This window comes from Deltaproteobacteria bacterium (assembly GCA_016874775.1).
In the GTDB taxonomy this organism is placed as follows: Bacteria; Desulfobacterota; Binatia; order Bin18; family Bin18; genus VGTJ01.
On record VGTJ01000032.1, the window covers coordinates 26,617 to 39,743 of the forward strand.

Here is a 13,127-nt window from a genome sequence, read left to right on the forward strand (position 1 = left end):
GGAACGCATGCAGCAAGACCTCAACCGAGTGATCGACCAAGTCAGCAAAGAAAAGGGAATGGATCGGGGGGTGATTATTGAGGCGCTGGAAAGCGCCATGCTGTCGGCTGCCCGGCGCACGTTTGGCCAGAAGCAAATCGAAGCCAAGTTCAATCCTGATATCGGTGAGATTGAACTGTTTGAAATTAAGACGGTTGTAGAAGAAGTGACGAATACCGACACCGAGGTATCGTTAAAAGCCGCACGGGCCGAACTCGACCCAGAAGCACAAATTGGGGACGAACTGCTCAGCAAACTGCCATCTGCCTCCTTTGGTCGCATCGCCGCGCAAGTTGCGAAACAGAGTGTGATCCAAAAAGTGCGTGAAGCAGAACGGGAGCAAATCTACAACGAGTTCAAAAATCGCAAAGGTGAGATTTACTCGGGAATCGTCCAGCGAATCGAAAAGAAAAATATCATCGTCAACTTGGGACGTACGGATGCCGTGTTACCAGAAAAAGAACAGATTCCGTGGGAACGCTATCGGCAAGGGGATCGCATTCGTGCCTATGTCCTTGATGTCGATATGTCGAGTAAAGGGCCGCAGATTGTCTTATCAAGGACGCATCCTGGATTTTTGATCAAGTTGTTTGAACAGGAAGCGCCCGAGGTATACGAAGGAATTGTTGAAATCAAACATGCGGCGCGGGAACCTGGTAACCGGGCAAAAATTGCCGTGCATTCGACTGACCCTGATGTCGATCCGGTTGGCGCTTGCGTGGGCATGAAGGGCACGCGCGTACAAGCCGTTGTTCAAGAACTCCGTGGCGAACGGGTTGATATCGTGCCGTGGACTCCAGACCCAGCCGAATTTGTCTGCCGCGCACTGCTACCTGCGAAAGTGTCAAAGATTATTCAAGATGATGAAGAGCATGCAATGGAAGTGATTGTTCCTGATGATCAGTTGTCACTTGCCATCGGTAAAAAAGGACAAAACGTCAAACTCGCCTCGAAGTTAACCAATTGGCAACTCCAGGTGCGGTCAGAATCCGAGGCTGAACTTGAGCATTCTCAAGCGCTGGCTTCGCTTACTCTGGTAAATGGCATTGGCGACATGACGGCTGAGCTTCTCTACCAACAAGGATTTAAGTCGGCAGAAGATATTGCGACGACTGATGTTGAGACATTGCTTGAGGTTGAAGGGATTGGGGAAGAGAAGGCTAATGCGATTCTTGAGGCTGCGCGGAGCTATGTTGCGGAAAAAACGGCAGCGGTGGCAACAAAGGTAGCGGAAACGACAACGGAAGCTGCCCGAGAAGAATAGTGAAAGTAAACCGTCCCATTCGATTATGTATCGGTTGTGGAAGTCGGGACGAACAAGCGACCCTCCTTCGTTTCACCGTCGGTCCGAATGGGGAATTGAAAATAGGCACAAGAAATGGGCGCGGGGGCTACTTACATCGACGACAGCAGTGCCTGCAAGCGTTTGCCAAGGCCCGGACCGGGATGGTCCGCTCCCTGGGGGTCGTATTGTCGCGCGAGGTACGGAAGCAGTACGCAGCACTGATCGAACAGCAAGTGACTCAGTGGGCAGAGAAGTAACGAGGTCGTATGCCACGAAAACGTATTCATGAACTGGCGAAAGAATGGGGGATGGACACCCGGTATCTGCTGAGCAGACTCGAAGAACTGGGGGTTCAGGGTAAAAGGGCGCAGAGTACACTGACGGATGACGAAATTGCCCTTGTCCGTCCAGGACCGGCGGTCTCTGATACTTCAGCCTTGGTGATAGGGGAAGAGAAAGTCGTTGGAGAACGAGTTGTGACTGAGGTCGATCAACAAAGTGAACATGTTGTCACTGCGCGTGAAGAAATTCTTGAAAGTCGTATTAGTCATGGCGTTATTCGGCGACGAGCGAAACGCGTCGAAGTGCTTCACGAAGACGAAGCGAATGCCGCCTCTGTTCCGACAGCACCTGATTCCTTGATGCCCGCCTTTGAGGTGCCGTTGCCCTCATCGTCGACTGTTCCTCTGGCTTTTGAAATCCCTGAAGTCGAACCTTCCCCTTCTATTCCTGTTATGCCATTTCCTGAACCTACTAAGGTCGAACCACAATCTGAACCCATCACTGTTCAAGCGCAAATTGTGACATCAGAAATATCTTCTCCTGAGGTTGAACGGCCAAGCCCGCCGCCCGTTCCGGTGGCGGTGCTCCCGGAACCTGTTGCCGTAAAAGAGGCTCCCCGGGCCGAAGTGCAGGGAGTCACTTCCCCTCCTCCACCTCCGGCTGTGCCTCCTGCGCGACCACCGGTGGTTGCTAAAGTGTCTACTCCTTCTGCGCCGGAACGGCCGCTACCGCCACCAAGGCCTGTGGTCGCCCCTGCCGGAGCGACCACGCCTCCTCCCCGGGTCTCTCCTGGTGTGGGGGCTGCGACGGTGGCCTCTGCCGCTGCGAAAGAAGAACCTGCCCGGCCGACAAGAATTCTTGGCCGGATTGACCTTGGCAAACTCACGCAAGAATCGCGTCCAAAACCTGAAGCCAGACCGACTCGACCGCCAGCTACGGCTCCAGGACGACCACCAGCTGCGCCACCAACAGTCTCAGCGACTCGGGAACCGTCACGCGAGGGCGCTCCTGCTGCAGAAGGAGAGAGCGCAAGTGCTGCTGGACGCCGGCCGAAGAAACGGAAAGTGATTCGCAGCGCTGAGCAGACCGAAATACAAGAGCGTGATCCTCGGACTGGCGGCCGGGGCAAGCAAAAGAAAAAGATGACTCTTGGCAAAGAACAACGACAGACGGAGATTACGGTTCCCAAAGCCAGTAAGCGAGTGGTCCGCATTTCAGAAGTAGTGACCGTTGGTGATCTTGCGCGGAATATGGGTGTGAAGGCTGGCGAGGTGATCAAAAAACTCATCAGCCTCGGTGTCATGGCGACGATTAACCAGACACTCGATTTTGATACGGCGTCACTGGTTGCTGCAGACTTTGATCATACGGTCGAGAATGTGGCGTTCGATGTTGAATCGGCTCTCGAAGTGGGACATGAAGAACACGCTGATGAAGGGCGCTTAGAACCGCGTCCGCCAGTGGTCACGATTATGGGCCACGTCGATCACGGGAAAACCTCGCTGCTCGATGCAGTCCGGAAAACGAACGTGACGGCACAGGAACATGGCGGGATCACCCAACACATTGGTGCCTATAGCGTCAATGTGGACGGTCGCAGTGTGACGTTTCTCGATACGCCAGGTCATGAAGCCTTCACTGCGATGCGTGCTCGTGGTGCTGAGGTGACGGACATTGTCACTCTTGTCGTTGCGGCTGATGACGGTGTGATGCCACAGACCGTAGAGGCAATCAATCACGCCAAGGCCGCAAAGGTCCCGATCATTGTTGCCGTCAACAAAATCGACAAACCAGGTGCTGATCTGGAGCGTGTCAAACGCGAACTGATGAATCACGGGATTATTTCGGAAGAGCTTGGCGGTGAGGCTATCTTTGCCCCAGTGTCAGCGAAAACTGGTGAGGGTATTCCGCATCTTCTCGAGATGATCCTGCTTCAAGCTGATGTCATGGACCTGCGTGCGCATCCGGACAAGCTGGCGCGCGGGACGATTGTCGAGGCCAAATTGGATCGTGGGCGCGGACCTGTCGCCACTGTTTTAGTACAAGAAGGAGAACTGAAAACCGGTGATCCTTTTGTCTGTGGTACCGAATATGGCCGCGTTCGGGCGATGATCGACAGTTGGGGGAATAAAGTTGAGAAAGCGAGCTCTTCTGTTCCTGTCGAGATTCTTGGTTTGACAGGTGTTCCTGAAGCTGGTGATCGGTTCACCGCATTGGAAGATGAAGCATCTGCTCGACAAGTGGCTGAACATCGACGAGCCAAGAAACGCGAAACTGAACTTTCCAAGAGCAACACCCGCAGTACGTTGGAAGAATTCTATCAACAAGCGCAAGCTGGCGAGGTCAAGGAATTACGGGTCATTGTCAAGGCTGACGTACAAGGTTCGGCTGAGGCGGTGAGCGATTCTCTGAATCGGCTATCAAATAGTGAAGTCAAACTCACGATTCTCCATACCTCCGTTGGTGGTATTTCCGAGTCCGATGTGTTGCTGGCCTCTGCATCGAAAGGAGTCATCATTGGCTTCAATGTTCGCCCTGAAAGTAAGGCGATGCAATTGGCCGAGCGCGAAGGTGTAGAAGTTCGACTCTACAACATCATCTACGAGGTCATTGAAGATATGCGTGCCGCGCTGGAAGGTATGTTGGCACCGACCTTCCGCGAAAAGCCACTTGGCAAGGCCGAAGTACGCCAGGTCTTCCCTGTGTCTCGCTTGGGGTTAGCTGCGGGATGTGCAGTGAACGAAGGGCGACTGACGCGTGGCGCGCAAGTTCGTGTGATCCGTAACCGCCAGGTGGTGTACGAAGGAAAGATCGGGAGCCTGCGTCGCTTCAAGGATGATGTTCGCGAAGTGACCTCAGGGATGGAATGTGGTGTGCTGTTGGAAAACTTCCAAGAGCCCTTAGCTGGAGATTTGATCGAAGCGTTTGAAATGGAACAAGTACTGCGACGGTTGGAGCCACGAGCGCAGTAAATTTGAAGACCGTGGATGAATCGACCTTTGAAGAAGGTGGGCGGATGGTGGTCGGGGTACTGCGACTGACGCTGTATCTTGATGAGAGCCATTCCCTGAAAGAAAAGCGGGCCATTCTACGCAAGATCAAGGCTCGGGTGCGTAATGAATTCAACGTTTCGATTGCCGAGTGTGGCGATCACGATTTGTGGCAAAAAACTCAGCTTGGACTGAGTCAGGTCGGCAACGATCAAGGCTATGTGAGTGGAGCTTTACAAGCTGCCGTTCGTTTCATCGAAAATTTACATCTTGCCCAGGTTGGCGGAGAAGAAGTCGAGTTTTTGCATTACTAAAAAGCTGTCAGCTGAGTGCTATCTGCATGCCCTCCCGTCGCCCTGAACGTATCAATAGCGCTATCCACGAGGTAATCGCCGAGATCCTCTTGCGTGAAGTGAAGGACCCTCGTGTTCACAACGTCACATTGACGGCGGTGACAGTCGGTCCAGATCTCAAACTAGCGAAAGTGTATTTCACGACCTTTCGACCAGAAGATCGTGAACCAGCATTAGAAGGACTGCGCAGCGCATCTGGTTATATCAAGCGGCAAGTTGCGGCGTACCTCCGTCTTCGTCATACCCCGGAACTCCGCTTTCAATTTGACGAAACCTTGGAAAAGGCCAATCGTCTGGAAAGTTTGTTACGTCAGGTAGAGCAGAAAGAGTCGTAGTGCCAGCCGTTCATGGGGTTTTGTTGATCGACAAGCCAGAGGGGATGACTTCAGCTGCGGTGGTACGTGAAGTGAAACGTACCCTCGGTGAAGAGAAAGTGGGCCATCTTGGCACCCTTGATCCTTTTTCCAGTGGGCTCTTGCCCATCTGTCTTGGCAGCGGAACAAAAATTTCCCAATTCCTGATGGTCGAACGCAAGGCGTACAGCGGTACCATTCGCCTGGGCGTCGAAACCGATACATTTGACAGCACTGGGACGGTCACCAAAACCTTGCCTGTTCCTCCAATTGATGAGGTGCTACTCAGGAAACTAGAGACCCAGTTCACCGGCGAGCAGTGGCAAACCCCGCCGATGTATTCTGCCATCAAGCAGAAAGGAGTCCCTCTCTATAAGCTGGCACGCCAAGGCATAGAAGTTGAACGTGAACCACGGCAGGTGACGATCGAACGGTTGAACCTGACGAAGATCGACACGGATCTCTTGAGTTTTTCCTTGCATTGCTCAAAAGGGACGTATGTGCGGTCGTTTGCGGTTGACCTTGGTACTGCCCTTGGCTGTGGTGCGCATTTGGCGACCTTGCGGCGCACCGAGTTTGGGCCGTTTTCAGTCGAGCATGCTGTCCTGTTATCACTCCTCGCAACGCGGCGTGAACAGCAGACCTTGCCGTTGTTATCGGTAGAACAGGCGTTACGACACTATCGTGCGATCTCGATCAGCGTGCGCGTTGCCACCATGCTTCGTCAAGGAAAACAAGCGGCACTGGGAGAGCTGGACCAATCCGCGACCCCCGGTGAAATCGCGCAACTCCTGAATCCGCAGGGAGAACTGGTGGCGATGGTCCAGTTTCATGGAGAATGGAAATTATTGCGCGTCTTCGCAACTTTACAGTGAGGATGCAGCGTGTTAAGAGATGCACAAGACTAAAATATCTAAGGAGAAAGAATGAGCATGCAGGAGGCAAGGCGCAAAGCCGAGGTTATTGGACAATACCGGCGCCACAATACAGATACAGGCTCCCCCGAAGTTCAAGTCGCAATCCTCTCGAAACGCATTGAGCAGTTGACGGAACACTTCAAAACTCACTCCAAGGACCATCTCTCCCGCCGAGGTCTTCTCAAGTTAGTTGGACAACGCCGTCGTCTTCTCGACTATCTACGCGGAATTGACCACGCTCGCTATCGCGCACTGATCGAAAGCCTTGGACTGCGCCGTTAGCAACGTCGCCTCTACTTACGATATAATAATTCCCTGGGGACGCTCGGACGAGCGTAAGGGGGTAGTGTACACATGTATAAAAAGATTGAGATGGAATTTTACGGGCGACCGTTGTCGATCGAGACTGGTCGTATGGCGAAACAAGCGGGCGGTGCAGCCGTCGTATCATATGGTGAGACGGTGGTGCTGGTAACGGTCGTGGCGTCGAGTGCTCCGCGAGAAGGAACCGACTTCTTTCCGTTAACAGTAGACTATCAAGAACGCACGTACGCTGCAGGCAAGATTCCCGGTGGCTTCTTCAAACGTGAAGGACGTCCACCGGAACGAGAAATCTTAACCTCACGGCTTGTCGACCGCGCGTTACGCCCCTTGTTTCCCGATGGTTTCTTCTGTGAAACCCAGGTTGTGGCGTCTGTCCTCTCTGTCGATCGGGAAAATGACGCCGACGCGATTGCCATGATTGGTGCCTCTGCCGCATTACAAGTTTCTGACATTCCGTTCCATGGACCGATTGCCGGAGTACGGATCGGTCGTCTGCGTGGATCACTGGTCGTGAATCCCCTCCAGAGCCAATTCGATCAAAGTGACATCAACCTCTTTGTTGCTGCAGGACGAGGCACCATCATCATGGTGGAAGGCGGTGCGAGAGTCGCCTCTGAAGAAGATATTCTCGAAGCGCTATTCCTGGCGCAAGATGCGGTCAAACCGATCCTTGATGCTCAGGATGAGATCGCACGCATCGCCGGAAAACCGAAGCGCGAGTTTGTTGCTGTTCCCGGAGATGCGGTTCTTGCAAACCGTGTACGTGAGCTTGGTGCGGAGAAACTGCGGGCTGGATTCACGGTTACGGGGAAACACGAGCGTCACACGGCAGTTTCTGCAGTAAAAAAAGAAGTACAAACGGCACTTGCAGAAGACTACGCTGGACGTGAGAAGGAAGTGGGTGCCGCGCTAGAAGAATTAGAAAGTGAAACGTTGCGCATGATGGTCGTGCGTGAGAGCCGTCGGGTTGATGGTCGTGGGCTTACTGATATTCGCCCGATTACCTGTGAAGTTGGTGTCTTGCCGCGCACGCACGGCTCTGCCTTATTCACTCGTGGTGAAACTCAAGCATTGGTCGTAGCGACACTCGGGACGTCGTCAGATGAGCAGCGGGTCGATGCGTTAGTGGGAGAACAATCGAAACGCTTCATGCTGCATTACAACTTCCCCCCTTTCAGCGTTGGTGAAGTCCGCCCGCTCCGAGGACCAGGACGACGTGAGATTGGTCATGGTGCGTTAGCTGAGCGTGCTGTTCTAGCGGTTGTTCCTGAGGCAAGCGAGTTTCCGTATACTTTGCGCGTCGTCTCGGAAGTTTTGGAATCGAACGGGTCGTCGTCAATGGCGACGGTGTGTGGAGGAACGCTGTCTTTAATGGACGCTGGCGTGCCGATCAAAGCCCCAGTCGCTGGTATTGCCATGGGTCTCATTAAAGAAGGCGAAGACATCCGCATTCTTAGTGACATTCTCGGTGATGAAGATCACCTTGGCGATATGGACTTCAAAGTCGCTGGGACAACGGAAGGGGTGACTGCTGTACAGATGGACATCAAGATTGCCGGGGTCACGAAAGAAATCATGCGCCAAGCGCTGTACCAGGCCCGTGACGGACGGTTGTTCATTCTTGAGCAGATGGCGAAGGTCCTTGCGGTACCGCGAACAGAGGCCTCGGAGCATGCACCACGGATTCTGACCTTAAAGGTCCGGCCAGAGAAGATTCGCGACCTCATCGGCCCAGGCGGAAAGATGATTCGCTCGATCATAGAAGAAACCGGCGTGAAGATCGACGTTGAAGATGATGGCACGGTGTACGTTGCCTCTGCTGACGGCGATTCGATGAGCAAAGCTGTGGATAAGATTAATCGTGTCACCGCCGAAGCCGAGATTGGCAAGATCTACAAAGGTACCGTGCGCAAGGTCGTCGATTTCGGTGCCTTCGTAGAAATTCTTCCAGGAACCGATGGCCTGGTGCATATTTCACAACTTGGTGGCGGTGGACGTATTCGCAAGGTGACCGACGTAGTGGAAGAGGGAGACGAGATCATGGTGAAAGTCCTGGAAATCGATCGCCAGGGTAAGATTCGTCTCAGTCACCGTGAAGCGATGCAAGCGGAAAACGCAGCGAACGAAAGTTAACGACATGGTTCACCGCACGGCACTCGACAATGGTGTGCGCCTGTTGTCAGAAGAGATGGCAGGCTCACCCTCGGTGACTGTAGGGATCTGGGTCGAGAACGGTTCGCGGGACGAAGGACCACAAGAAAATGGCATAGCCCATTTTCTTGAACACCTGTTCTTCAAAGGCACCGAACGACGGTCTGCCGCTGATATCGCCGAGGAAATGGATGCGGTCGGCGGGGTGCTCGATGCCTTTACCTCCAAAGAATACACGTGTTATTACGCGAAAGTGCTGGCGGAACACCTCCCGCTCGCCCTTGATTTGCTGACTGACGTTTTTCTTCACTCGCAGTTTGCTGAAGAAGAAATCGAACGTGAACGTTCGGTGATCTGCCAAGAGATCGCGCAAATCGAAGACACTCCGGATGACTTGATTCACGACCTATTTCATCTCGATTTTTGGCGGGGGCACCCACTGGGATTGCCTATCTCTGGTACGACCGCAGCGGTTTCACGGTTTCGCCGCCCTGACTTCTTACGCTATCTTGATCAACGCTATCGTCCGGATCGAATCTTTGTTGCGATGGCTGGCAGTGCGCCACATGCGCAACTTGAAGATCTGATTGGTCCAGCGCTCCAACAACTGCAAGGGAAGGCGATAGCGATAAAAGAGATTCCTCCCCTCTCATACGCTGGGGTGTTTCGCCATCCGCGCGATCTTGAACAGACGCATCTGTGTTTAGGTGTCCCTTGTGTGTCAGTGCATGATGCAGACTGGTATGCCGCCTATTTGTTACACACTGCCCTTGGCGGTGGGATGAGTTCGCGCTTGTTCCAAGAGATTCGCGAACGTCGTGGCTTGGTATACGATGTCACTTCATTTCTCTCTAGTTACCGTGACTCCGGGTATCTTGGTATTTACGCTGCGACCAGTGCCGAATCGATAGCAGAGGTTATTGAGCTTTCCTGCAGCATTCTGCGCGATGTGGCGAGAGAGGGCATTTCTGTTGACGAACTGCGGCGTGCCAAAGGCCACGCCAAAGGTGGACTGCTGTTAGGACTAGAGACGAGCGAGTCGCGCATGAATCGCCTCGCTCGTTGTGAGATTTACTTCCGTCGCGATATTCCCATTGACGAAGTTGCCGCGGATGTTGAGCGAGTCACGCGTGATGATGTTCATGCACTCGCCAAGCGTTGCCTCGCCGAGGCCCCGCGTGCGCTCACACTTCTTGGTGAGATTCCTCAGCAGACGGATTATCAAGCGCTGATTGAGGCATAACCCTTTGCCTACCGAACTCCGTATTGCCATTACACGTGTACGCGAGGTGAGTGGAGAGGAAGTCCCCTTACCACGTTACATGACACCCGATTCGGCTGGGATGGATATTTATGCTGACCTTGAAAGCGAGCTGATCATTCCACCACTTGGCCGAGCACTCATCCCTAGCGGATTTGCTTTAGCCATTCCCCAAGGTTACGAAGCGCAAGTGCGACCACGGAGCGGTCTCGCCTTACGATCAGGCCTCACCATTCTTAATGCGCCAGGGACAATCGATGCGGACTATCGAGACGAGGTGAAAGTATTACTCATCAACCTCGGTGATCAACCCGTACGTATTCAGCGGGGAGATCGTATTGCGCAACTAGTAATTGCGCCTGTTACGCGTGTGCAATGGCAAGAAGTCGATCAGCTTGATGCGACATCTCGCACTGGTGGGTTTGGGCATACGGATAAAAAGAGCACCTGACCTAAGTACCCTATCTCCTTCTTTACCATAATTCGCGTACAGATAAGACGAATCCCGGTAGGATTGGATCTCCGTTCAGTACCGCTGGGTCGTCGAGGACTTCGACGAGTTGTCCAGGACGATAAAGGTGCACGCGTTTTTCATAGGGGTCGATGAGCCAACCAAGCCGTGCTCCATTTGCAATGTATTCCTGCATTTTTTCTTGCAGGTCTGCAAGGCGATCGGTTGGCGAGCGCAATTCCAGGACAAAATCTGGGCAGAGTGGGAGTACGCCTTCTTGTTCTTCCTCGCTCAACGTTGCAAGCCTCTCTTTCCTGATCCACGAAACGTCAGGTGAACGTTTTGCTCCGTTTGGCAAGGTAAAGAGAGTAGAAGAGTCGCAGACAACACCAGTTCCCTCTGCTTCTGCCCAGAGGTCGATATGACGACCGAGCCGACTATTGCGGCGACCGGTTCTGAATCCTGTCGGAGGCATGATGATCAACTCCTTTTGCGTGGTCAGTTCAAGGCGAAGCTCTGGATTTTCTCGACAGAGAAGCTCGAATTGTTCATCAGTGACCATAAGCCCCCGAACATTAAGTTTGATAGGTTCTCGCGGTTCTGGAATCGTGCTGAGGTGAGCCATACGCCTTCCTTAATGTATTCAAACACAATCTAGGTCTTTTGCGTTTGTAGCTCAATCTTATGGTGTTTTTTTCTGTGCTAACAAACGCACGGTAAATGTTCCAGGCTGACCGTCCGGTCGTGGACGTTCGCCTTCGTCGTAATGCAGAATGTGTAGCTCGCTGACAAGAGTTCGCAACTCTCCTGCGGCAAAACAAAATTCCCGATGCCGTGGATGATGATACCGAAGATGATTTTCCACCAGAAACGTCTCGTACACGATCATGCCACCCGGCTTCAAAGTCCTTAGTAGCGCAGGGAACAGCGAACGAAAAAGATAGAGAAAGACCAGCACCACGTCGTATGTACTTGCGGGAAAGACGCTTTCACTGACTGGTCCGCTCTCAAGATCAACGACCTCGGTCGTCACATTCTGTATATTCTGCTCTCCGGTAAGGGTCTGCAACGTTTGTAATGCAGCCGGATCACGGTCGAGCGCATGAACTGAAAAACCGTGTTGGGCGAGATAGAGTGCGTTGCGACCGCGGCCAGCAGCGACATCTAACGCTTTTCCGCGAGGGAGTTGGTGGAGAGAATCGACGAGAAATGGAGCTGGTGGATTCAATAGTTCTTGGGGACGGTCTGTTGGTTTCGCATTCATTCGTTTCTCGCTGTAAAGGGAGATTAGGCCCTTGGCGGCTATCTGGGCTTTAGTGTAAACCTTTTTACAGCGAGCGGTAAGTATTTCTTGACCTGAACCTGAAGTGCGAGACGCGAGACGGAGGACCGATGGACTTTAGCTATTCTCCCGAAGAAGAAAAGTTTCGTCAGCATGTACGCTTATGGCTTGAGGCCAATGCCCCTGAGGATATTCGCGCTGGAAAAGACGAGGACCTCGCTCCGGATGCGCGCTGGGAACGGCAGAAAGCCTGGCATAAGAAACTGCATGAAGGTGGCTGGATCGGTATTTGGTGGCCGAAGGAGTACGGTGGCCGCGGGGCATCGGTGATCGAACAAGCCATCTTCAACGAAGAACTGGCGCAAATGGGATTGTCGAGCGGCGTCAATATGAGTGGTGTGAATCTTCTGGGGCCGACGCTCATTCACGTCGGAAGTGAGGAACAGCGACAACGCTTTCTACCGAAGATTCTGCCAGCCGAGGAACTTTGGTGTCAGGGATATTCTGAACCAGGATCAGGCTCGGACCTGGCATCTTTGCAGACGCGAGCGGTTGAAGATGGAGACCACTTCGTCGTCAACGGTCAAAAGGTGTGGACTAGTTGGGCGCAGCATTCAGATTGGATTTTTCTCTTGGTGCGCACTGATCCGAATGCGCCGAAGCATCAAGGGATCAGTTATTTGCTGGTGGATATGCACTCACCAGGCATTACCGTGCGTCCGCTCGTACAGATCAATGGTGATGCCGAGTTCAACGAAGTGTTCTTTGAAGATGTGCGAGTGCCGAAGAAGAATCTGGTTGGTGACCTTAATCGTGGCTGGATGGTGGCGGTTACGACGTTGATGTTTGAGCGGGTTGCGACAGGCAGCTTTTATCGATTTGAAAAGACCCTGAGTCAACTCTGTGACCTTGCCAAGCGCATGGAGATCAATGGCAAACTTGCGGTGGAAGACACCTCCGTTCGTCAACAATTGGCCCAGTTCGCTATTGAAGCTGAGGCGATCAAGTATAACGACCTCCGTCGCTTAACGCGTCAGCTCAAAGGTATGCCCCCAGGACCAGAGGGGTCCTATTCTAAAGTGGTAACCACTGAGTTGAACCTGCGGATCTGTAACTTTGCCATGGAATTGTTGGGACCATATTCGATCCTTGAGAAAGGTTCTCCCTTTGCCGTCGATCACGCACGCTGGTCGTACCGCATGCTCGGCGCGCGCGCAGGAACGATCGCTGCTGGTACCAATGAGATCCAACGCGGCATTGTTGGCGAGCGGGTACTCGGACTGCCGAAAGGAAGATAAAAGAGATGAAAAAGGAGTCTTTAGCATCATTAGTGGAGAACGAGCATGACAAGACTGGGCAAAGGCCGTAAATTTCAAGCTAGTAATAGCTGGCCCAGGAGAGCGTTGCCATGTCTGGTCCCGGGGAATATGTACCGGATC

13 protein-coding genes are annotated in these 13,127 nt (G+C 53.1%); 11 read left to right on the forward strand and 2 right to left on the reverse strand.

The genetic code is table 11. From position 1 onward, the window contains the following. Positions 1 to 7 precede the first annotated feature (7 nt). The 10 genes from nusA to FJ147_07810 all read left to right on the forward strand — a co-directional run bounded on the left by nusA (position 8) and on the right by FJ147_07810 (position 10,406). Entirely contained in the window at positions 8 to 1,303 is a 1,296-nt protein-coding gene (gene nusA, locus FJ147_07765; protein MBM4255778.1) for a transcription termination factor NusA, read from the forward strand. Next, positions 1,300 to 1,581 carry a YlxR family protein gene (locus tag FJ147_07770; protein MBM4255779.1) on the forward strand — a complete coding sequence of 94 codons (282 nt, stop codon included), beginning with the start codon at positions 1,300 to 1,302 and terminating at the stop codon, positions 1,579 to 1,581. Before nusA ends, FJ147_07770 begins: the two co-directional genes overlap by 4 nt. A gap of 9 nt (positions 1,582 to 1,590) precedes the next feature. Next, positions 1,591 to 4,578 (forward strand): translation initiation factor IF-2, encoded by a 2,988-nt coding sequence (gene infB / locus FJ147_07775; GenBank protein ID MBM4255780.1) that lies wholly within the window; start codon positions 1,591 to 1,593, stop codon positions 4,576 to 4,578. Between the two features lie 44 nt (positions 4,579 to 4,622). Then, a complete protein-coding gene (locus FJ147_07780) occupies positions 4,623 to 4,910 on the forward strand; it encodes a DUF503 domain-containing protein (GenBank protein MBM4255781.1) in 288 nt (95 codons plus the stop codon). Positions 4,911 to 4,936: 26 nt separating this feature from the next. Then, on the forward strand, positions 4,937 to 5,284 hold the full coding sequence (rbfA, locus tag FJ147_07785; GenBank protein MBM4255782.1) for a 30S ribosome-binding factor RbfA: 348 nt from the start codon (positions 4,937 to 4,939) through the stop codon (positions 5,282 to 5,284). After that, on the forward strand, positions 5,284 to 6,177 hold the full coding sequence (gene truB, locus FJ147_07790) for a tRNA pseudouridine(55) synthase TruB (GenBank protein ID MBM4255783.1): 894 nt from the start codon (positions 5,284 to 5,286) through the stop codon (positions 6,175 to 6,177). The genes rbfA and truB overlap by 1 nt, the downstream gene beginning before the upstream one ends. Positions 6,178 to 6,228: 51 nt before the next feature. Further along, positions 6,229 to 6,501 (forward strand): 30S ribosomal protein S15, encoded by a 273-nt coding sequence (rpsO, locus tag FJ147_07795; GenBank protein MBM4255784.1) that lies wholly within the window; start codon positions 6,229 to 6,231, stop codon positions 6,499 to 6,501. Between the two features lie 72 nt (positions 6,502 to 6,573). Next, positions 6,574 to 8,676 (forward strand): polyribonucleotide nucleotidyltransferase, encoded by a 2,103-nt coding sequence (gene pnp, locus FJ147_07800; protein ID MBM4255785.1) that lies wholly within the window; start codon positions 6,574 to 6,576, stop codon positions 8,674 to 8,676. A 4-nt stretch (positions 8,677 to 8,680) separates the two neighbouring features. Then, positions 8,681 to 9,937, forward strand: coding sequence for an insulinase family protein (locus FJ147_07805; protein ID MBM4255786.1), 1,257 nt, complete (start codon positions 8,681 to 8,683; stop codon positions 9,935 to 9,937). A 22-nt stretch (positions 9,938 to 9,959) separates the two neighbouring features. Next, positions 9,960 to 10,406: a dUTP diphosphatase gene (locus FJ147_07810; GenBank protein MBM4255787.1), complete on the forward strand. Its 447-nt coding sequence runs from the start codon at positions 9,960 to 9,962 to the stop codon at positions 10,404 to 10,406. A 22-nt stretch (positions 10,407 to 10,428) separates the two neighbouring features. Here the strand turns inward: FJ147_07810 and FJ147_07815 are convergent, their stop codons facing one another. Together FJ147_07815 and FJ147_07820 are read right to left on the reverse strand one after the other, a co-directional pair. Further along, positions 10,429 to 11,031, reverse strand: a complete 603-nt coding sequence (locus FJ147_07815) for a Uma2 family endonuclease (protein MBM4255788.1) — start codon at positions 11,029 to 11,031, stop codon at positions 10,429 to 10,431. 57 nt (positions 11,032 to 11,088) lie between these two features. After that, a complete protein-coding gene (locus FJ147_07820; GenBank protein MBM4255789.1) occupies positions 11,089 to 11,670 on the reverse strand; it encodes a methyltransferase domain-containing protein in 582 nt (193 codons plus the stop codon). A 128-nt stretch (positions 11,671 to 11,798) separates the two neighbouring features. On the opposite strand from FJ147_07820, the gene FJ147_07825 reads away from it, so the two are divergent. Continuing rightward, entirely contained in the window at positions 11,799 to 12,986 is a 1,188-nt protein-coding gene (locus FJ147_07825; protein ID MBM4255790.1) for an acyl-CoA dehydrogenase, read from the forward strand. Positions 12,987 to 13,127: the final 141 nt, after the last annotated feature.